Origin of the sequence: Empedobacter sp. R132-2, from assembly GCF_030324375.1 — a bacterium.
Taxonomy (GTDB): domain Bacteria; phylum Bacteroidota; class Bacteroidia; order Flavobacteriales; family Weeksellaceae; genus Empedobacter; species Empedobacter falsenii_B.
In genome coordinates, this window is record NZ_JACAGG010000002.1 from 83,125 (window position 1) to 103,515 (window position 20,391).

The 20,391-nt window shown below is 30.4% G+C and carries 18 protein-coding genes; 10 read left to right on the plus strand and 8 right to left on the minus strand.

Annotated features, from left to right (window positions below):
• Nucleotides 1-25: 25 nt before the first annotated feature.
• Nucleotides 26-661, minus strand: coding sequence for a hypothetical protein (locus HXZ69_RS02115; RefSeq protein WP_286494853.1), 636 nt, complete (start codon nt 659-661; stop codon nt 26-28).
• A gap of 42 nt (nt 662-703) precedes the next feature.
• Complete coding sequence (locus HXZ69_RS02120; protein ID WP_286494854.1) at nt 704-1,213, minus strand: hypothetical protein; 510 nt, start codon at nt 1,211-1,213, stop codon at nt 704-706.
• 327 nt (nt 1,214-1,540) lie between these two features.
• Between HXZ69_RS02120 and HXZ69_RS02125 the strand changes: the two genes are divergently transcribed.
• From HXZ69_RS02125 to HXZ69_RS02145, 5 genes are all read left to right on the plus strand, one after another.
• Complete coding sequence (locus tag HXZ69_RS02125; RefSeq protein WP_286494855.1) at nt 1,541-1,918, plus strand: VOC family protein; 378 nt, start codon at nt 1,541-1,543, stop codon at nt 1,916-1,918.
• A gap of 2 nt (nt 1,919-1,920) precedes the next feature.
• Entirely contained in the window at nt 1,921-2,736 is an 816-nt protein-coding gene (locus tag HXZ69_RS02130; RefSeq protein WP_286494856.1) for a DUF4846 domain-containing protein, read from the plus strand.
• Nucleotides 2,737-2,787: 51 nt separating this feature from the next.
• Nucleotides 2,788-6,234, plus strand: a complete 3,447-nt coding sequence (locus HXZ69_RS02135; protein ID WP_286494857.1) for an ATP-dependent helicase — start codon at nt 2,788-2,790, stop codon at nt 6,232-6,234.
• Nucleotides 6,235-6,296: 62 nt separating this feature from the next.
• Nucleotides 6,297-7,580 carry a glutamate-1-semialdehyde 2,1-aminomutase gene (hemL, locus tag HXZ69_RS02140; RefSeq protein ID WP_125349521.1) on the plus strand — a complete coding sequence of 428 codons (1,284 nt, stop codon included), beginning with the start codon at nt 6,297-6,299 and terminating at the stop codon, nt 7,578-7,580.
• A 288-nt stretch (nt 7,581-7,868) separates the two neighbouring features.
• Nucleotides 7,869-8,426: a hypothetical protein gene (locus tag HXZ69_RS02145; RefSeq protein WP_286494859.1), complete on the plus strand. Its 558-nt coding sequence runs from the start codon at nt 7,869-7,871 to the stop codon at nt 8,424-8,426.
• Nucleotides 8,427-8,457: 31 nt separating this feature from the next.
• Here the strand turns inward: HXZ69_RS02145 and HXZ69_RS02150 are convergent, their stop codons facing one another.
• A complete protein-coding gene (locus HXZ69_RS02150) occupies nt 8,458-8,772 on the minus strand; it encodes a DUF4286 family protein (RefSeq protein WP_284583689.1) in 315 nt (104 codons plus the stop codon).
• Between the two features lie 111 nt (nt 8,773-8,883).
• Here HXZ69_RS02150 and HXZ69_RS02155 point away from each other — a divergent pair, with 111 nt between their 5' ends.
• Nucleotides 8,884-10,266 (plus strand): dipeptidase, encoded by a 1,383-nt coding sequence (locus HXZ69_RS02155; RefSeq protein ID WP_038334410.1) that lies wholly within the window; start codon nt 8,884-8,886, stop codon nt 10,264-10,266.
• A 96-nt stretch (nt 10,267-10,362) separates the two neighbouring features.
• Nucleotides 10,363-11,514, plus strand: a complete 1,152-nt coding sequence (locus HXZ69_RS02160) for an FAD-dependent monooxygenase (protein ID WP_286494860.1) — start codon at nt 10,363-10,365, stop codon at nt 11,512-11,514.
• Here the strand turns inward: HXZ69_RS02160 and HXZ69_RS02165 are convergent.
• On the minus strand, nt 11,501-11,995 hold the full coding sequence (locus HXZ69_RS02165) for a hypothetical protein (protein ID WP_286494861.1): 495 nt from the start codon (nt 11,993-11,995) through the stop codon (nt 11,501-11,503). The two genes, HXZ69_RS02160 and HXZ69_RS02165, sit on opposite strands and share 14 nt — an antisense overlap.
• A gap of 6 nt (nt 11,996-12,001) precedes the next feature.
• The gene (locus HXZ69_RS02170) at nt 12,002-12,304 is read right to left on the minus strand and encodes a hypothetical protein (protein WP_221856190.1); all 303 of its coding nucleotides are present in this window, start codon (nt 12,302-12,304) and stop codon (nt 12,002-12,004) included.
• Nucleotides 12,305-12,472: 168 nt separating this feature from the next.
• Here HXZ69_RS02170 and HXZ69_RS02175 point away from each other — a divergent pair, with 168 nt between their 5' ends.
• From HXZ69_RS02175 to HXZ69_RS02185, 3 genes are all read left to right on the plus strand, one after another.
• Nucleotides 12,473-13,312 carry an aldo/keto reductase gene (locus tag HXZ69_RS02175; protein WP_286494862.1) on the plus strand — a complete coding sequence of 280 codons (840 nt, stop codon included), beginning with the start codon at nt 12,473-12,475 and terminating at the stop codon, nt 13,310-13,312.
• Between the two features lie 121 nt (nt 13,313-13,433).
• Nucleotides 13,434-14,528, plus strand: coding sequence for a hypothetical protein (locus HXZ69_RS02180; protein ID WP_286494863.1), 1,095 nt, complete (start codon nt 13,434-13,436; stop codon nt 14,526-14,528).
• Nucleotides 14,516-14,779 carry a hypothetical protein gene (locus tag HXZ69_RS02185; protein ID WP_125349508.1) on the plus strand — a complete coding sequence of 88 codons (264 nt, stop codon included), beginning with the start codon at nt 14,516-14,518 and terminating at the stop codon, nt 14,777-14,779. Before HXZ69_RS02180 ends, HXZ69_RS02185 begins: the two co-directional genes overlap by 13 nt.
• 120 nt (nt 14,780-14,899) lie before the next feature.
• On the opposite strand, the gene HXZ69_RS02190 is transcribed toward HXZ69_RS02185, so the two are convergent.
• The 3 genes from HXZ69_RS02190 to HXZ69_RS02200 are packed head-to-tail and all read right to left on the minus strand — an operon-like array spanning nt 14,900 to nt 20,391.
• The gene (locus HXZ69_RS02190; protein WP_286494864.1) at nt 14,900-15,661 is read right to left on the minus strand and encodes a LytR/AlgR family response regulator transcription factor; all 762 of its coding nucleotides are present in this window, start codon (nt 15,659-15,661) and stop codon (nt 14,900-14,902) included.
• Nucleotides 15,662-15,717: 56 nt separating this feature from the next.
• Complete coding sequence (locus HXZ69_RS02195) at nt 15,718-17,037, minus strand: RagB/SusD family nutrient uptake outer membrane protein (RefSeq protein ID WP_221856182.1); 1,320 nt, start codon at nt 17,035-17,037, stop codon at nt 15,718-15,720.
• A gap of 12 nt (nt 17,038-17,049) precedes the next feature.
• Complete coding sequence (locus HXZ69_RS02200) at nt 17,050-20,391, minus strand: SusC/RagA family TonB-linked outer membrane protein (protein WP_286494865.1); 3,342 nt, start codon at nt 20,389-20,391, stop codon at nt 17,050-17,052.

Sequence of the window (20,391 nt, forward strand, 5' to 3'; positions counted from 1 at the left end):
AAAATCCGTCAATTGACGGATTTTTTTATTCAAGATTATTTATTTCTGCGATATTAAAGCTATGACTTTTTGAATTTTCAATTTTTCTTTTGATTATTATAGAATCTACTTTCGATGTGTCAAAATTGAATGTTCGAGGTTCTAAATAATATAATTCTAAAACTGAGTCTTTTCTATTAATTGTTCCGAATTTATATTGTTTATTAGTTATAGTATCAAAATATATTGTATCGTTTTTCATATAATATTTACCAACTTCTCGTGATGGGAAAAAGCAAAACGAATTTACAATATAAATACTATCTGATTTAAAATGATAGCTGATACCGCAACTTGCTGTTCCTTCTCTAAAAGCAAATAATTTATCCTTACCATAAATTGTATTATCAGTAATTATTCCTGATGGATATAGAAAAACTAAAGTCAAAACAATAATGCTAATAAAGACAGGTATTCCTTTTTTGAAATTTCTTCCATCATCATCAAAATATTTATACAACTTTAGTATTGTAGAAATAATTAATCCTATGAATAAAATAAGTTCTATTAAATATAAAACAATCGCGAAAATTCCAGTTTCATGAATCCAAAAATGTTGTGTATTAATTAATAGAAACAATAACACTAAAGAACAAGAATGATACGGATATAGTTTGAACATAAAACAAGTTAATCAAATTATAATATAACTATTATAAATCATTTATTTAGAATTATTTTTCATCTTAATTAACTCATCAAATTCAACTAAAGTATTTTCACTTTCAGTCTTATAATTTTTAGATTTTCCTATAAAATAAATCAATTTTCTATCTTCAAAATAATAACGAGATTCTTCAATTTTCGATTTTTTATCATCAAATTCTTTCCAATACAAAGGAAAATTATAAGTTGTATCTTGTTCAAAAACGAAAGATAATTTATTATTCAATAAATAATACTCAGCCAAATATTGTCCCGATTCTCCAAATTTTCGGACTACAATTTTTTCTAATTTATCATCCAAGAAATAATAATAATTAATAAGACCACCTTCGGTAGAATCATCTGTTTCGACTTCTTTTATTTTTGACCAATTTTTAATTGAATTAATTCGACTAAAATTTGCTTTGATCGTTTTAATTTCTTCATTTTTAACTTTGTCATTTTTCTGAGCAAAAGAAGTCATCACAGAGAATGTTACGAGAACGAAAAAGAATACTATTTTTTTCATCTAAATCAATATATTATATAAACTATATGAGTAAAATTAAAGTATTTATTTTTGATATATTTTTACAAATCCTTTTATTAAGCTAAACACACCGATTATAAATCCTATGATGATAAAAAGAAATCCAACAAGTAAAAAATATACACCATAATCGTTTTTGTTATAATCCAAATTATAGCCATATCCGGTCGAGAATATTCCTATAATAAAAATACAGAGCGAACAGATAAAAAGTTTTGTATATCGATTTTGTTTGAACATCATTAAATATTTCTATAAAATTCAATAAAATATACTAATTTTCAATCAATAATAATAGTGAATTTTATGCAATTTAGAGTCGCTCGACATACCAATCAAATCAACGAAATAAAAGATTTCTATACTAAAGTTTTAAATTTTGAAATCCTTGGAGAGTTTCAAAATCACAATGGATATGATGGTATTTTTATTGGAAAACCAGATTTAGACTGGCATTTAGAATTTACAACAACTCACGAAAATGTCGATCATCATTTTGATGAAGACGATTGTTTGGTATTTTATCCAACAACGCAACAAGAATATGACGAAATCATAGAGCGTTTAGAATTTCATGATATCAAACCAATAAAATCTAAAAATCCGTATTGGAATGAGAACGGAATTTCTTTCTTAGATCCAGATGGATTTGTTGTTATTGTTTCACCTTTGAGAATTAAATAATTTTGAAAAAATATTTCTACTTTTTATTGCTATTTTTCATCTTTAGTTGCAGAGATGAAAAATCAAATCGTTTAGAAAATCATCATGATTCAATTCCAAAAATTGTTGAGAAAGAAAGTTTTATCAACGAAAAAGCGAATAAAATAATTGATCGATATTCAGTTCCGAAAGGTTTTCAAAGAGAAAATTATAATCAAAATGAATTCGGATATTTCCTGCAACATCTACATTTGAAAGACTTTGGAACACTTGTGAAATATTATAATGGAAAAGAAAAACCTGTAAATAATGTGTACAATGCTGTGATTGATTTACCGATTGGAAACAAAGATTTACACCAATGTGCTGATGCAACTATGCGTTTGAGAGCTGATTATCTTTACCAACAAAACCGTTATGATGAAATCTCGTTCAACTTTTTATCAGACGGAAAACCGCGCAAATTTACTGATTTTGCAAATAAAGATTATTCACCAAAAAATTATTGGAAGTATTTGGAATATATTTTCAGTTATGCGAATACAGCATCTTTGAAAAATCAATTAAAATCAGTGAATTTTGAACAGATAAAAATTGGAGATATTCTTTTGCAACAAGGAAATCCTTATGGGCACGCCGTTATGGTAGTCGATTTGGCAAAAAATGAACAAGGCGAAAAAATTGTTTTACTTGCTCAAAGTTATATGCCTGCACAAGAAATCCAGATTCTTAATAATCCCATGGATAAAAAATTAAATCCTTGGTATAAAGTGCAACAAGGTAAAATTAAAACTCCGGAATGGTTGTTTACAAGTGACGATTGGAAAACGTGGGATTAAAGCTCTTTTTAATACAATATTTAGTCTTAATTTTACACCAAATTAATCGCCGTGAATCGAGAAGAAATAGGAAATCAACTGCTAAATGAAGTTTTACAAATTCAACTTGCTAATAAACCAATCAATTCTAAATATTTAGATTTAAAACGTTTGGTTGAAAATATTGCATTTGACTTGACAAAAAACGAAGCTTTACAGTTTTCTAACTTTTTCTCGAAACTATCTTTTATCTGTAATCAATACCAAGTTTCTACTAAAATTCATTCGTTTCGTAAAACGGCTCAACGAATTCTAAGCGAAAAATACGAACCGACAGAACACGAATATTTTACACATTATAAATATGTTGCGGATTTTATTTCTTCGATTTATGAAGTAATGATTCCTGCCGAAATCATCTATTATTTTCCTGAAAAAGAATTTTATACCAACAAAATTCTTACTCGAAATCGGGTAAAAAAATTGCGTGTTCAAGTGATTGAAATCAAACGAGATTGTTTGATTTGCGATCATGAAGACAATGAAACAGAAGAAAATATTACAGTTCAGATTGATGAAGATGGCGTAAATGAAAACTTCACTTCTATTGAAGATTTTTGGGTTGGTGCGCAATTAAATTTAGTCAATTCGACAATTGATGAAGAAGGAATTTACCATCCACGTTTTATCATTCTCGAGCCAGATTATTTGGTCGATATTTCGGCAATTGCTGAGTGTTTTCAAGATTATGGAACTTCCGAATTGCATTATATTCAGAAAAAATTTGAAAAAGCACCAAACAGCAAACACATTCGATTAGGAAATTTTGCCAATTCTGTAGTCGATCATTTCTCAACGGAAAACATTGAAAATACTGATTTTAATGAGATTTTTAAGAATGATTTTAAAAATTATCCATTAGAATATACAGCTTGCAACGATTTGACGAATCCACAAGATTTGAAAGATTATTATTTGGAAGCGAAAGGTCATTTTGATCGTATTCAAAAGGTATTGACTGAGGATTTTCCGCAATATGATATTTCGTTGGATCGTGCATTAATAGAGCCTTCTTTTTTGTGCGAACAATACGGAATTCAAGGTCGTTTGGATTTATTGGATATTAATCCCGAAGGAAAAAATAAAATTATCGAGCTGAAATCTGGTGGCGCGCCTTTTCCTGATGATGGAAAAAGTGTCAAACCAAATCATGCGACGCAGCTCTTTTTATATTACCAAATTATTGGTGTTTTGTATGATTTAGAGTTTAAAGATGTTACCAAAAACACCGAAGGATATATTTTCTATTCTAAAGTATATCAAGGAAATTTACGTTTTGATGTACCAACTTTAGCGCGAGTTCAACGCATTTTTGATTTACGAAATCGAATAATTATCAACGAAAACCGTTTAGCAAATCATGCATTAACCGATATTGAATCAACTATTTATTCGATTAAACCTGCCAATTTTATCAAACGAAAAATTAATCCACGTTTCAAAGAAATTTTAGAAGAACAATTGGATAAATTTCTCTATCCGATCAAAAATAGTTCGCCGCTAGAAAAAGCCTATTTTTATTCGTTTACGAATTTCATTGCGAAAGAGCAATATATGGCGAAACTTGGTTTGGGACAATCAACTTCTAACAACGGTTTGGCGAGTTTGTGGTTGAATACTTTTGAAGAAAAAAACAATAATTTTGAGATTATTTATGATTTAGAAATTGTAGAAAATCATATTTCTGATCCAAAACGTGAAATCAAGTTAAAAAGAACTAATCCTGCGAATGATTTTATTTCGATTCGCGAAGGTGATATTTGCATTCTTTATCCAAGAAATAATTTCAAAGATTCGGTTTTAACAAATCAGGTTTTTAAATGTACCATCAAAAGTATTTCGAGAGAATTTATTGTGTTGCGTTTTCGTTATCAGCAGCCCAACACACGCTTTTTTGATTCGTTTGATTCATCAGGAAAATGGGCTTTGGAACGCGATTTTATGGATTCTTCTTTTGTTTCGATGTACCGAAATCTGTATGGATTAATTCATTCTTCTAAAGCAAAAAAAGATTTGATTTTAACGCAATCTATTCCAAGAAATCAAATGGATTATGCGTATTTTAACTCAAATCTTTCGGATGAACAAAATCGAATCTTGAAAAAAGCGCTTTCTTCTAAAGATTATTTCTTGTTGAATGGACCTCCAGGAACAGGAAAAACATCGATTATCATCAAAGAATTGGTGAAAGAAATCTACGAGAAACAAGATTGTAATATTTTGCTTTTGGCGTATACAAATCGTGCGGTTGATGAATTATGTGAATCGATAAATTCGGCTATTTCTGATCAAATTGAACAAAAGTTCATCAGAATTGGGAATGAATTATCTACTTCTCCTGAATTTCATCCTAATTTATTGAATAAAATTATCGAGCAAAAAGATGTTGATTTAGAGCAAAAAGGAGAAAAATTTTCGAGAAAAACAATTCAAGATATTATTCGTAAACAACGCATTTTTGTTTCGACGGTTGCTTCAATTTCGAGTAAAAATGATATTCTGAAATTAAAGAAATTTGATACAATTATTATTGATGAAGCTTCACAAATTTTAGAACCACAAATTGTTGGAATTCTACCAAAAGCAGAACGTTTTATCATGATTGGTGATCACAAACAGTTGCCTGCAATTGTTTTGCAAAATCCTGAATTAGCAAAAACGAACAACGAATTATTAGAAAATATTGGTTTAATCAATCGTAAAAACTCAATTTTCGAACGTTTGTATGAATTTTGTGAGCGTAATAATAACGAAAATTCATTTGACCAATTGACTTATCAAGGAAGAATGCATGCTGAAATTGCAGATTTTCCGAACAATTATTTTTATGATGGAAAATTAAATGTTGCCTATGATATTCCAAATTTGAATGAAGAGATTAAGCAAAGTTTACATCGCCAACGTGCAGATTTACATTTTGAAAATCATAATCAATCAAATGATTTACAAAACTTTATTACGAATCATCGTTTTGCGTTTATCAATGTGGACGAAAATCCTTATTTGCCTTCAACGAATGAGCAAGAAGCCGATTTGATTGTGAAATTTGTACAAGAAATTATTCATTTATACGAAATCAATAAAAAAGAATTTGATGCAAAGAAAACAATTGGAATTATTGCGCCTTTCCGTAATCAAATTGCCTTGATTAAACAAAAATTAGAATTAGCAAATATTCCTAATTACGAGCAAATAACGGTTGATACAGTTGAGCGTTATCAAGGAAGTCAGCGCGATATTATTTTGTATAGTTTTGCGGTAACATATTATTCACAATTGAATGCGTTGGTGAATATGAATGACCAAGGAAATGTTGACCGAAAACTAAATGTGGCGTTAACACGTGCAAAAGAGCAATTATTTTTGATTGGAAATCAAACGATTTTGAAAGAAAATCAATTGATTAAAACATTAATTGAGTATTTAGAAAATAAATCTTCACATAAACTTATAATCTAATCAAAATCACTTCATAATTCATTTAAGATTCAGTAAATTTGTGCAACTATTTTTGTAAAATTATGTTGTATCAAAGAAGTAGCGCATTATTCAAAGACGCGCAAGAATATATTCCAGGAGGTGTAAATTCTCCTGTTCGTGCATTTAAATCTGTTGGAGGAACGCCAATTTTTATCAAAAAAGCCGAAGGTGCTTATATTTATGATGAAGATGGACGTGCTTACGTAGATTACATCAATTCTTGGGGACCAATGATTATTGGACACACAGATCCGCGTGTTTTGAATGCGACTGTTGAGCAGATGAAAAATGGTTTTTCTTTTGGTACACCAACTGAATTGGAAACTGAAATTGCAAAATTAATTACTTCTGTAGTTCCAAACATCGATATGGTTCGTATGGTGAACTCAGGTACAGAAGCTTGTATGTCGTCAATTCGTTTGGCAAGAGGTTATACAAATCGTGATAAAATTGTAAAGTTTGAAGGTTGTTACCATGGACATTCAGATTCATTTTTGATTAAAGCTGGTTCTGGTGCTGCAACTTTCGGAAATCCAAATTCTCCGGGTGTAACACAAGGAACTGCAAAAGATACGTTGTTGGCAGAATACAATAATTTGGAAGATGTAAAAGCTTTATTCGAACAAAATAAAGACGAAATTGCAGCTATTATTGTTGAGCCAATTGCAGGAAACATGGGATGTATTGTTCCAGAAAAAGGTTTCTTAGAAGGATTAAGACAAATTTGTGATGAAAATGGAGCTTTATTAATTTTTGATGAAGTAATGACAGGTTTCCGTCAAGCGATGGGAGGTTCTCAAGAACGTTTAAACATCAATGCAGATATTGTAACATTTGGTAAAGTAATTGGCGGAGGTTTCCCTGTTGGTGCTTTTGCTGCTCGTCGCGAAATCATGAATCACCTTGCTCCTCTTGGCCCTGTTTATCAAGCGGGAACATTATCAGGAAATCCAATTGCTATGCGTGCTGGTATCACAACATTGAATATTATCAATAATGATAGAGCATTATTCAATAGAATTGATAACGCTACAGAAACTTTAGATGTTGAAATTTCTAAAATCTTTGCAGAAAAAGGAATTCCAAATCATATCAATCGTTTAGGGTCGATGATGTCTGTTTTCTTTACAGAGCAAACGGAAATTAAAAACTTTACAGATGTGACCAAATGTAACCACGAAAGATTCAACAAATTTTTCCATCATTTATTAACGAACGAAGTTTACATTGCTCCTTCTGGATACGAAACTTGGTTTATTTCTGATGCAATTAAAGATGCTGAAATTAATAAAACATTAGACGCTGTAAGAAGCTTCGAAGGTTAAACATAAACAAAAAATGCAGTAGAAAAACTACTGCATTTTTTTATTCTATTTTGGAACTACATTTTTGCGTCCATCAATTTTTCTGTTTTATCAGGTGATTTGCCCATTTTAATAACAAACGCTTTGTTTGAATTATAATTTTTCGGAAGTAAAATATCGTAATAGGTATTTTTATCTAAATCGAAACCAATTCTGAAATAATTCAACTAAAGTCAAAAAAACATAAATCAAAAATTGATAACTATACAAATCAATGAAATTATTATATTTACTAAAATTCATAATGATATGATTACAAATTACTTTAAACTACTACTTGCATCTAGTATAATTCTTATTAATTTTGGATGTAAAGATGATGATGGTTTTTCGGAAGAAGATGTAGTTGAGACTTATAATATTGTGTCCTATAAAGCTAATATCCCAGTTGATTTAAACAATGATAAAAAAACATCAACTAATTTGTTGGATGAAATTGAAATTCTTAATAAACAAGAGAACTTTTTAGAAGTTAGACCTAAAGTAAAATTAATCTCCTTTAATTTTCCTCTAACATTAATAAATTATGATTATCCAAGTATACCAAGCGGTTATGCAGTTTTTGTAAAATATGGATTTGTAACATCTACAACATTATCGGATAAAGTAATGGTTATAAAAGATAGTAGTTATACAGAAAGCAACTATACTGGTAACAAGGAAAATAAAAAAAATGTTTCTATTGAAAATTTAAAAATTATAGACTACAATCGTCTATCTACAAATATTACAAAGTCATATTATGATTTTAGCACCAAACAATGGATTGAATTGAATATTGAAGTTATTTTTCAAAAAAGAATATAAAAAAAGCTCGAGAATTTTCTCGAGCTTTTGTTTAATTATAATCCCCTATATGTTCCATTTCACTTTCGAAACTTAGTACTTTAGTCGCGTATTTTTGCAAACTTTTTTGTTTAATTTCTGATAAAAAATTATTCTTGAATTTATCTAAAGTCAATTCATCATTCACAAATAATTGCAAAGAATAAGAAACCGCCCCAGGTTCTATATGAGAAGTTATTTTTCCTAAACGAGCACCGATAAAACAATTTGATTTCAAATAATCATTAATATGCTCTTTCTGAATCCACGCAAACCAATCATCATGCACTTCTTGTTCAACAATAAAAGTTGTATTATATAATATCATTCTCTAATTTTTTGCAAAGATACAAAGGTTTTCGCATTATATTTTTCTTGAAAAAGAAAGTCTAATCAAGATTTTATTTTTAAATTTACCTATTATTCATAACAAACAAAAATGAACAATACGCAACAATTTATACAAGAGAATAAACAACGTTTTCTTGATGAATTAATCGAATTACTTAAAATTCCTTCAGTTAGTGCTGATCCAGCCTACACACAAGACGTAAATGATGCTGCCGAGATGGTTGCAAAATATTTAAAAGAAGCAGGTGCTGATAATGTTGAAGTATGCGAAACAGAAGGTTTTCCTGTTGTTTACGGAGAAAAAATAGTTGACGCTTCAAAACCTACTGTTTTAGTTTACGGACATTACGATGTACAACCAGCTGATCCTTTAGAATTATGGGAATCTGGACCATACGAGCCAGTAATCAAAAAGACAGAAATTCATCCTGACGGAGCAATTTTTGCTCGTGGTTCTGCTGATGATAAAGGTCAAATGTTTATGCACGTTAAAGCTTTTGAGGCTTTAAACAAATCAAACGAATTACCTTGTAACGTTAAATTTATGATCGAAGGTGAAGAAGAAGTTGGTTCTCCTTCATTAGTAAATTTCGTTAAAAACAATAAAGAGAAATTAAAAAATGATGTGATTTTGATTTCTGATACTTCTATGATTTCAAACGAACAACCTTCTATTTCTGTTGGTTTACGTGGTTTATCTTATGTAGAAGTTGAGGTAAAAGGAGCTAATCGCGATATGCACTCTGGTGTTTATGGTGGAGCTGTTCCTAATCCGATTAATGTTTTAGCAACAATGATTGGAAAATTAATCAATGAAAAAGGTCACATTACAATTCCAGGTTTCTATGAACCAATTCTTGAATTAACAGAAGACGAAAGAGCTGATTTAGCTAAAATTCCATTTGATGTAGAAGAATACAAGAAATCTATTGGTATTGCTGATATCCAAGGAGAAGAAGGTTTTTCTACAATCGAAAGAGCTTCTATTCGTCCTACTTTAGATGTAAACGGAATTTGGGGAGGATATATTGGCGAAGGTGCTAAAACAGTTATTCCTTCTCATGCGTATGCTAAAATTTCAATGCGTTTGGTTCCTGGACAAGATCCAGAAGTTGTAACAAAACAATTTGCAGATTATTTCCCAACTTTAGCGCCTTCTTCTGTAGAAGTTAAAGTAAAACCACATCATGGAGGTAAACCTTATATTTTACCAACTAATCACCCAGGTTTTATCGCTGCTAAAAAAGCGTTAGCTGAAACTTTTGAAAAAGAAGCGTTAGCCGAAAGAGCTGGTGGATCTATTCCAATTGTTGCTTTATTCGAAGAAGAATTAGGAACAAAATCTGTTTTAATGGGATTCGGATTAAACTCTGACGTTATCCACTCTCCAAACGAACATTATGGTTTATTCAATTTCTACAAAGGAATCGAAACTATTCCATATTTCTACAAATATTTTAACGAACAATAATTTTCGACAAAATAACTTCTAAAAAGCGAATCAAATTGATTCGCTTTTCTTTTTGGTTTATAGTAGAATGATTAATTTTGAACTTTATTTTTATCAATGAGTAAAAAATTCTTAATTGCGGGTGCAGGAATTGCGGGTTTAACTTTAGCAAAAGCTTTGCAAGATTTAAATTATAACTACGAAATTTTCGAGGCTTCTCCAGAAGTTCGAGGAATTGGGGCTGGTTTTGGTTTGGCTTCTAATGCAATGAAAGCATTTGAAATTCTAGGTTTAGCAGAAGAGGTTGCGCCTTTGGGGCATATGTTAGAAGATTTTGAAATTCAAGATTGGAAAGAAAAAACAATTCTGAAAGCGGACACAGAACGATTAAGAAAAAATTACAACAACGAAAATTTTGCCATTCATCGTGCAGATTTACATCATTATTTAGTCTCGAAAATTGATTCGAATAAAATTAAAACGTCAAAAAAAATAAAATTCTTTGAACAAAGTTTTGAGAAAGTTGTCCTTCATTTTGAAGATGGAACTTCTACAGAAGGTGATTATTTAATTGGTGCTGATGGGATAAATTCTACAATTCGTCAACAATTGTTAAAACATTCAACACCTCGTTATGCAGGCTATATTTGTTGGCGTGCTATTGTAGAGGATAAATCTTACAATTCAAAAAAGAGCATCGAAACATGGGGACCAAATGGTCGATTTGGTTTGACGCCATTAATCAATCATCAAATTTATTGGTATGCTTGTGTCAATACAAAACTAAATTCTGAAGTTTACAACTACGCTTTAAGTGATATTAAAAATCAGTTCAAAGATTATTCGGGACAAATCAGAAATACTTTACAAAAAACGAATCCAGAAAGCATCATTGCTACGCCAATTATGGATATAAAACCGATTAATAATTATGCATTTAATCGTGTATTGTTAATTGGAGATGCAGCACATGCAACCACACCAAACATGGGGCAAGGCGCATGCATGGCTGTTGAAGATGTTTGTGTTTTGTATGATGAACTAATCAAAAAAGATACTGATATTTTGTTAGCTTTTGAACATTATAATTTACGTCGTTTGAAACGAACACATTATATTATCGATACTTCTCGTTTGGCTGGAAAAGTTGCTCAAGTCGACAATAAATTTTTGATGAATATACGAAATTTTGCTTTCCGAAATTTACCACAATCTTTGATGCAAAGTCCTTTAGAAGACTTGTTGGAAGAAGATTTTATGAGAGTTTAGGATTATGCAAAACGAATTTTGTAGTGTTTCTTAACGTATATTTCTTGTTGACATAAGAAGTTAACAAATCTCCAAAACTCATATCACGAGTTTCTCTTTGATTAGTTGAAAATAATTTCACAATCTTAATCAAATATTTATTTAAGTCAATCAAATCAAAAGTAAATTCTTTTATCAACCAAAATAGAAAATATAACGGAAGAAAAACTATATTTAAGACAACTTGGAATCCATTCGCTAATTCTCCTTCTGACAAAAAATGTTTTGAATAATCAAATTTAGAAAAATCAATATCATATTTTTCTATAAACGCTATCAAAAGTGATTCATTATCTAATCCTGATAAAAATAAATCTTTCTCAATCAGAACATCAACATTTTCAACTTTTTCTTTTGTTGTTTTTTCTAGAAAATTTTTGACTTCTATATACGATTGTCTCAAAGTTGCGAAATCAACATGTAAAATCTGTTTTTCTTCCATAATCACCTACTTCAACAGCACATTATCTTCTAATTCTTGCTTCGAAATCTGAAAATGTTTATCAAATTCTTGTTCAAAAGATTCTAAATCCATTGTAATTTCCCAATCACCAAATTCATTTTCAAACAAATCAGTCATATGTTCTTTTAAATCATCTAATTTTTGTTGAATAAATTCATTTTGCTGAATATCTTCTGCATCTTTCTTATCTAATACAACTTGTTGATTAATTTTTCTAAGAATCAAAGCATTAATAAATTCTTCATGTGTATTCATAAAATCCTCAATCGTACCTGTAAATTGTGTCATTTTTAATATTTTTTCCTATCACTTTTCGAGAATAAATATAGAACTATTTTATTAACAAACAATTAAATTTAAGATTTCTATAAATGAGTTTTAACATAAGAATTAACGTCTACTAATTATTGAAATTGGTTGTTTTGAGATAAATTTGAATATAAAAATATTGAAAAAATGGAAAACTTTAAACTATCAAACGGGATCGAAATTCCTGCAATTGGATTTGGAACATGGTTATTGGAAGGTGAAAAAGTTATAGAACCTCTAAAAATTGCATTAACAAAAGGATATACACATATTGACACGGCAGCAATCTACAAAAATGAAAAAGAAATTGGAACAGTTTTGAAAGCTGAAAATGTAGATCGTAGTAAATTATTCATTACATCTAAATGTTGGAATTCTGAGCGTGGATACGAAAAAGCAATGGCTGCATTTGAGCAAACTTTAGCTGATTTACAGACAGATTATTTGGATTTATATTTGATTCATTGGCCAGCAAATGAAACGCAATTTCCTGATACTTGGGCAGAATTGAATGCTGGAACTTGGCAAGCTTTTGAGGAAATTTACAAATCTGGAAAAGCAAAAGCGATTGGTGTGAGTAATTTCAATATCAATCATTTGGAAGCTTTATTTGAAACGGCTGAAATCAAACCAATGGTTAATCAAATTGAGATTCATCCAGGACATTCGCAACCAGAATTAGTCGATTTTTGTAGACAAAACGATTTGTTAGTTGAAGCATGGAGTCCGCTAGGTTCTGGAAGAATTTTGGAGAACGAATTAATTGTTTCTTTGGCTGATAAATACAATGTTTCAGTTGGTCAGATTTGTATTAATTATTGTTTGGCGAAAGAAATTTTACCACTTCCTCGCTCCTCTTCAGAAAAAAATATTGAAGCGAATTTAACTTCAAATAATTTTAAATTAAGTGTAGAAGATGTAAAAGCGATAGATGAAATGCCAGCTGATGGTTTTTCTGGATTGAATCCTTCAATGGTTGAATTTTAACAAGTTAAACAAATTCACTAAAATAAATTTTAAAAACCTCTGTTTTGCAGAGGTTTTTTCGTTTTAAATCTTCAAAAAATCAATACTTTTACTTTTTAAATGATAAAAAAAATTATTCGATATGAGCCAAAATCCTGAAAATCCATTCAAAACTTATTTTGATCAAACCCTTGAAAGATGTGGTTTTGATGAAGATTTGAAAGCTGGTATTTTATTTTTTTTAGGTGAAAGTATTATTGCTGCGAACACCAATCAATTGATGAATATGTTTGCGGAAGAAGAAAAGATTCAACAAGAATTTCGTCGTTTGTTTACGTTGTATGCTACGCCAAATGCTGACATCAATCCGTTTGAAGCTTTGGATACAGAACCAATAAAGCAAATTATTTATACATACAACGAAATTTATGTCAATGTAATTAGAAATAAATCATTTGATTTTGATAAAGTTATCAATGATAATTTAAAGTCAGAGTTTAAGTTAGATTTTATTAAAGAATTTGAAAATAAACAATATAAATTAGTTACAAATCATAACTTAAATACATCATTTTTCAAACAAATTGGAGCGTATCTTAATCAGTTTGAATTGAGTTATGAGGATATTTATTTGGCTGGAATTAATTATTATCAAACGAATCAGAAAGTAGATTTTGAAGGAATAAATGTATTGAATCTAAACATTATTGATAGTTTTTCACCGTTGTACACAACATTGTTTCATTATCCATTATTGTACACGTATTATCCAGCGAATCTGAACGCAAATCATTTGTTTAGTTCGATTTTGCAGTTTCTTTATTTACATACCAACACGGATATTGCGAAACATATTCACGCTTTTCACAACCATATTTTCTATGAAAATAATCCAAGAAGAGTTCGTAAAAGTTGGGAATTCGAAGAATTGGAACGTGGCGTTTTGATTTCGCAAACTTTTCATAATGCGTTAAATATTCGTAAGTCTCCTATTTTCGGAACTCGTCCTGATTTTTTAGCTTCGAATAATTATTTATTAAATGAATTGAAAGATCAAAATATTCCGTTAGAGAATTTTAAGGCCTTGATGACCAAAACAATTGAAGAATATTACGAAGCAGATATTGAAGAAGTAGTTGCTGGAAAGCTAAATCATGCTGAATTTTTACAATTATTAGCGATTATTTTCTACGAAACTTCTGCTAATGCAATGATTATTAGATCATGGAAAAACTAACAATTAATCAAGAAAATCGAATCAAATTAGAAGAACATTTTGGCGAAATTTTGCCAAGATTGCCTTTTGAAATGGTTTCATTTTATGAATCGAGTAATTCGTGGGAAGGACAAATTGAATATAATTTGAATTTGAACACGGGAGAATTGACGTACAATACCATCGAAAATGTAAAACATCAAATCGAAATTTTGCCTGAAATGATGCAACGTATCGAAAGTGAAATTATCTTGATGTTAGAGAATTTATAAACTAATATTTTAAAATCTTTTTCTCGATACAAAATTCTAAAAGAATTTCACTAGAAATGACGATTTTAATAAAAAGTAACATTATAAGTTAATTAAAATCTCACAAATGTGAGATTTTTTTTACCTATTCATCCAATCCATCCAAGCATTAATCTGTGTTTTACTAATAAAAATAGCTTGTTCAGCTTCGGATTTTGGTTGAAGATGGATTTCAATTTTTTGACTTGAATATCTTATTATTTCAGTAATTGCATCAATGTGAACAATAAATTTTCGATTGATTTTGAAGAAAATAGTTTCATCCAATTTATTTATAATATCCTTTATTGTATCATCATAAATATAGGTTTGTTCATCTTTCGTTTTTATAAAAAGATGTTTTCCCGAAGCAAAAAAATAAGCAATTTCGTGTTCTTCTACCGAACGTAATTTGTTACCATTCGTTACCAAAAAACGATGCATAATCTCGGACGGTGAATTTTCTAAAACAGCTATCGATTGTAATGTTGGTGAAATATCAAAACTAGTTCGAATAGTCTTGAATTTTTGCAATGCAATATGCAACTCCTCTACTTCAAAGGGTTTCAGAATATAATCTATCGTAAAATGCTTGAAAACTTTCATCGCATATTCATCATAAGCAGTGATAAAAATAATTGGCGTTAGAATCTCAACTTCCTGAAAAATCTCGAAACTTTTCCCATCACCCAAATGAATATCCATGAAGATTAAATCAACCGAATTATCTCTAAAAAACTCCGTTGCTTGCTTTGTTGAGCGCAAAATTGTAATTGAAGAAATATCAACAATCGATTGCTCCTCTAACAGATTTTTTAGATAAGTAACCGCCAATAATTCGTCCTCTACAATTGCAATTTTCATGAATGCAAAAGTATAAAAAAACCGTCTAAATGATGAATAAAGACGGTCTAAAAATGTTATAAATGAGGATTATTGAGCTTAGCTGCTTGTGGAATTTCTATTGTATAACGAACATCATTTTCTTGTAAAATATACTCTTTACCTGAAATTTGATGTATAATTTGTTTTTGATTTGCTCGACGTAAATCGTACCAACGTTGTCCTTCTAACGCAAATTCTCTAAAACGTTCATCTAAAATAAACTTCATCAATTCAGTAGAATTCATCGCAGAAATTTCTGTTTGTAATTTTGCAAAACCAGTTGCTGTATAACGATTTTGTAAAACTGAAAATAAAGTTGCTTTTGCTTGATCTAACTTATTTAATTTCAAATATGATTCAGCTTTGATAAAATATAATTCAGCTACGCGGAAAGACGTTTTGAACTCTGAATTTCCACCTTTGATAACTTTATATTTTGATCCACTTTTCTCAAAATAAAGCGGAAAACGTAGATCATTTTCTGTATCATAACTACTTAACAGTTCTGGTGAAGCATATGACATATACTGAATTGCAGGATTCAATGTATTGTCTAAAGCTAAAATAGATTCGGCAGATGTATAATGATTTGGAACTTGTTTTGTTGTGTTCAGATTCACTAAATCACCTTTGATTTTTAATGTAGAATCAGAAAAATCAATTGCTTTTTGCCATTCATTTTTATACAAAGCGATTCTTGCTTCTAAAGCTTTTAAAGCTGCATTCGAGAATCTATAATTTAATCCAGCTAATTGCTGATTCATTTTCATCAACTTTGTCGCTTGCAATAAATCAGACTCAATATGATTATAAACTTCTTGAACAGATGATGGTTTAAGCGTTGCTTCTAAATCTACTTTTAAATTTAGAGGAACACCTTTGTCTGTACTTGCTGTTGCTGAATTATATGGTTTTCCGTATAAATTCACCAAATCAAAATACGCATACGCACGTAACGCATAAGCTTCTGCTAATAATTGATCTTTTTCAGCAGAGTTTTCCATTGTTTTTGGTCCTTCGTTGATGATTTGATTGGCATAAAAAATCACCGTATAAAAACTAACCCAAGGAAATTGAATTGATATTTGATCTGGATTTGTATCCTTCCATTGTGCAATTTCTCGGTACGAAATAAAGTCATTTGAGTATTCATTCAATGTAACCTCATCCGTACGTAAAGCTGTCAACGACTTGTGTGTTGGATATTTTGAATAAGAATTCGTTAAAACCATACGGTAATCTTCTACCGTTTTTGGAATCACTTTTCCATCTGGTTCAATATCCAAGTAATTGTCACAACTAACTGCTGTAAAGCTAACTGCAACTATGCTTAATAATAAAAATATTTTTTTCATTTGATTTAAAATTTAGAAAGAAACATTAAGTCCTACTGTTACAGATTTAGCAATTGGTTGTGCATAAATATTTCCGTAAGTTTCTGGATCAAAATAACCTTTGTATCCATTACTAAATACAAATAAATTACGTCCTTCTAAGCTAAAACGAGCGCTTTTGAAACCGACAACCTCAACATATTTGTTTGGTAAAGTATAACCAAGACGAATACTACTGATTCGCATATAACTAATTTCTTTCGCCCAAATGTCTAATAAATTGTACGCGTTTGCATTGTTTCCTGCAAACCATTTGTTCGCCATCCAACTATCGTTATCTCCTTTAATTGGACTTGTAATTCCTGGAAGTGTAGAACCTGCCTCGAAAATATCTTGCGTATAATTACGACCTGGATCCAATTCCATTCCACGATAAGAAGGTGTTTTCATCACCGTTTGTTTTAAATTGAATGCTGCAGAAATCGTTAAATCAAAATTGTGAATTTTGAAATTATTGATAATACCTCCTGTAAATTTAGGATCGCGATCTCCGATATAAGTAAATAATTTACGTTTTTCTTCGCTTGTTAATTTAGAATCCACAATTTCTCCTGGTAAAAAATCTTCGTATAAGTCATATAAAGCAAAGAATTCTTTTGCAGAAACTTTTTCATCTCCTTTCCAAAACATTGGATTTCCGTATTCGTCAAATCCAGCTGTTTTTAAAGCAAAAATTGCATTTACAGGTAAACCTTCACGAGATGGAATTAAACTATTTTCACGTTGTTGCTCTTTAAGAACTTTACTTTTGTTGTGCGCAAAATTAATTGTTGTCGACCATTTAAAGTTTTTCTTATCAATGTTGCGAGTTGTTAAAGCAATCTCGAAACCTTTGTTTGTTAATTCTCCCCAATTCACCATTGTATATTCAAAACCTGTTTCTAATGGTGTTTCGCGCATACTAATCATATCTGTTCCTTTACGATTGTAAACATCAACAGCAAGGTTGATACGATTTTTGAAAAGACCTAAATCTAACCCAACATTTGTATTCGTTGTTTTTTCCCAACGCAACAAATCATTTGGTAAATTAATCGCATTGATAATATCTTCTTTATTACCTGGTAAAATTGTTGCATCATTATATTCACCAATAAAGAAAGGTGAAGTATTACGATCAATATTTCCTTGTAAACCATAAGAAGCGCGTAAACGAAGATTCGAAATAAAATCGATGTTCTCCATAAACGATTCTTTTGAAACTAACCAAGAAGCAGAAACTGCCCAAATTGGTAAGTATTTATATTTTTTATTAACACCGAATAAATTTGTACCATCATAACGAACACTACCAAAAACTGTATATTTTCTGTCTAATGTATACGAAGCGGTTGCAAATGTAGATACATAAGCATTTTCTTCCGTTGGCATTTCTCTATACGTTTCGTAACGTTTTTCTGCTGCAAAACTTGAATTTGGGAAAACGATTGGCGTTCCTGTTTTCGTCGTTTTATTGTAACCAAAAGCACGTGTTAAAGTCGTTTCGTTTTGTGTATGACGAATTTCTGTCCCAGCCATCAAATCAATTTCGTGACGATTGTTAATCGTAGTACTATATGTTCCTTGTAACTTCCAGTTATATTGAAAAAATTCGTTATCCCAATTTTGTTTAACTCCTCCGTCAGGTAAGAAATACAAATATTGTCCAGATTTATAATAACGCGTTCCTTCTTTCATTTTACGCGTAAAATAAGTTTCTTGCTCAGCGTATTTTTCTGTTTTGTTACTATCGTACTGAATTCCGAATTGAGATGTTAATTTTAAACCTTTTGCTAATTGATAATTAAGATCAATAATACCTTTTAACGAACGGTTTTTTAATGTATAATTTGTGTTTTCTCTTTCTTCGATAAAATTGAATGGAACAGAACGATCTTCAAATCCATCAATATCGTTGTCATAACGATAAGAACCATCTGCATTGAATGGAGATAAATATGGATTCGCATTTCGTGAATAATTAATCGGATTGATAGACGCATCTGCATCTGTTACAAAAGATTTTTTATCACTTGAAGTTGCAAAAATAGAAATCCCTACATCTAATTTATCGTTAAGTTTATAATTGTTTTTTAAAGTAAGATTATAACGTTCAAAACCTGTTCCGATCGTTGTTCCTTGCTCATCATAATATCCTAATGAGAAGTAATAATCAGAACGATCATTTCCTCCTGAAATACTCAAACCGTATTGTGTATTAATTGCATTACGATACAATAATTTTCCCCAATCGGTTGTGTTATTTCGTAAAGAATTAATTTGATTTTGCGTGATAAGATCTAAAGAATTAAAACCTCCATTTCGTAAAGCATTTAATTGACCATTCTTTTGCAAAATTCGCATTACTTCGCCTTTATCAGTACGATACGTTAAATCATCGCGACTAGCAAGCATTAATTCAAGATCAACTTTCTGAGAAGCATTTAGTAAATTTAAACGACCAAAATCTGGACGAGCTGTTACAAATGTATTCGCAGAAAAATTAACCGTCATAGCGCCTTTTTTACCGCGTTTTGTTGTAATCGAAATTACACCATTTGCAGCTCTTGCACCATAAATAGCTGTTGCAGCAGCATCTTTAAGGATTGTAATATCTTCGATATCGTTTGGATTTAATCCAGCGATAGAAAAGTTTTGCAATTGATCGATGTTATCTTTATCGTTAAAGTTTGGCACATCATTTCCTTCTAATGGTAAACCATCAATCACCCATAACGGATCTTGTGGACCAGAAAGAGAAGCCGTACCACGAATTCTAATTTTACTTGGTGAACCAGGCGAACCAGTTTCTGTAGAAACAGCTACACCAGCAATTTGTCCGCTTAACAATTGATCAACACTAGCAACACCAGCTTGTTGAATATCATCCATTTTTACAGTTGATACTGCCGATGTTAGTTTCCGTTTTTCAATTTTTTGATAACCTGTAACAACAACTTCTTTTAAATCATTATTTTCTGGAAGAACTTCACCTAAAGTTGATTTTAAGCTTACATGATATGTTGATAAATCTGTAGAAAGTTCAACTAATTTAGAATCGTAACCTAAATAACTAATTAATACAGATTTTGTACCTGCAGGTACTTCTAATGAAAAGAAACCATCTTCATCTGTAACAGTACCAACCGTTACACTTTCTATAATTCCTTTTTGATCTGTTTTTGTCGAAATTGATTGAGCTTCAATTTTAACAGACGCACCAGCAATTCCAACCAACGATTTTTCGTCTTGAACCGAACCTGTAATCACTCTCTTTTCTTGAGAAAACGCAATACTTGCCGCAAAAAGTGGCAAAAGAATGAGTGTCTTTTTCAT

Bases quoted from the DNA above. Each gene is read 5' to 3' on its own strand.
- HXZ69_RS02115 (WP_286494853.1), bottom strand. From the start codon at position 661: ATGTTCAAACTATATCCGTATCATTCTTGTTCTTTAGTGTTATTGTTT.
- HXZ69_RS02120 (WP_286494854.1), bottom strand. From the start codon at position 1,213: ATGAAAAAAATAGTATTCTTTTTCGTTCTCGTAACATTCTCTGTGATG.
- HXZ69_RS02125 (WP_286494855.1), top strand. From the start codon at position 1,541: ATGCAATTTAGAGTCGCTCGACATACCAATCAAATCAACGAAATAAAA.
- hemL (WP_125349521.1), top strand. From the start codon at position 6,297: ATGTTGTATCAAAGAAGTAGCGCATTATTCAAAGACGCGCAAGAATAT.
- HXZ69_RS02145 (WP_286494859.1), top strand. From the start codon at position 7,869: ATGATTACAAATTACTTTAAACTACTACTTGCATCTAGTATAATTCTT.
- HXZ69_RS02150 (WP_284583689.1), bottom strand. From the start codon at position 8,772: ATGATATTATATAATACAACTTTTATTGTTGAACAAGAAGTGCATGAT.
- HXZ69_RS02155 (WP_038334410.1), top strand. From the start codon at position 8,884: ATGAACAATACGCAACAATTTATACAAGAGAATAAACAACGTTTTCTT.
- HXZ69_RS02160 (WP_286494860.1), top strand. From the start codon at position 10,363: ATGAGTAAAAAATTCTTAATTGCGGGTGCAGGAATTGCGGGTTTAACT.
- HXZ69_RS02165 (WP_286494861.1), bottom strand. From the start codon at position 11,995: ATGGAAGAAAAACAGATTTTACATGTTGATTTCGCAACTTTGAGACAA.
- HXZ69_RS02170 (WP_221856190.1), bottom strand. From the start codon at position 12,304: ATGACACAATTTACAGGTACGATTGAGGATTTTATGAATACACATGAA.
- HXZ69_RS02175 (WP_286494862.1), top strand. From the start codon at position 12,473: ATGGAAAACTTTAAACTATCAAACGGGATCGAAATTCCTGCAATTGGA.
- HXZ69_RS02180 (WP_286494863.1), top strand. From the start codon at position 13,434: ATGAGCCAAAATCCTGAAAATCCATTCAAAACTTATTTTGATCAAACC.
- HXZ69_RS02185 (WP_125349508.1), top strand. From the start codon at position 14,516: ATGGAAAAACTAACAATTAATCAAGAAAATCGAATCAAATTAGAAGAA.
- HXZ69_RS02190 (WP_286494864.1), bottom strand. From the start codon at position 15,661: ATGAAAATTGCAATTGTAGAGGACGAATTATTGGCGGTTACTTATCTA.
- HXZ69_RS02195 (WP_221856182.1), bottom strand. From the start codon at position 17,037: ATGAAAAAAATATTTTTATTATTAAGCATAGTTGCAGTTAGCTTTACA.
- HXZ69_RS02200 (WP_286494865.1), bottom strand. From the start codon at position 20,391: ATGAAAAAGACACTCATTCTTTTGCCACTTTTTGCGGCAAGTATTGCG.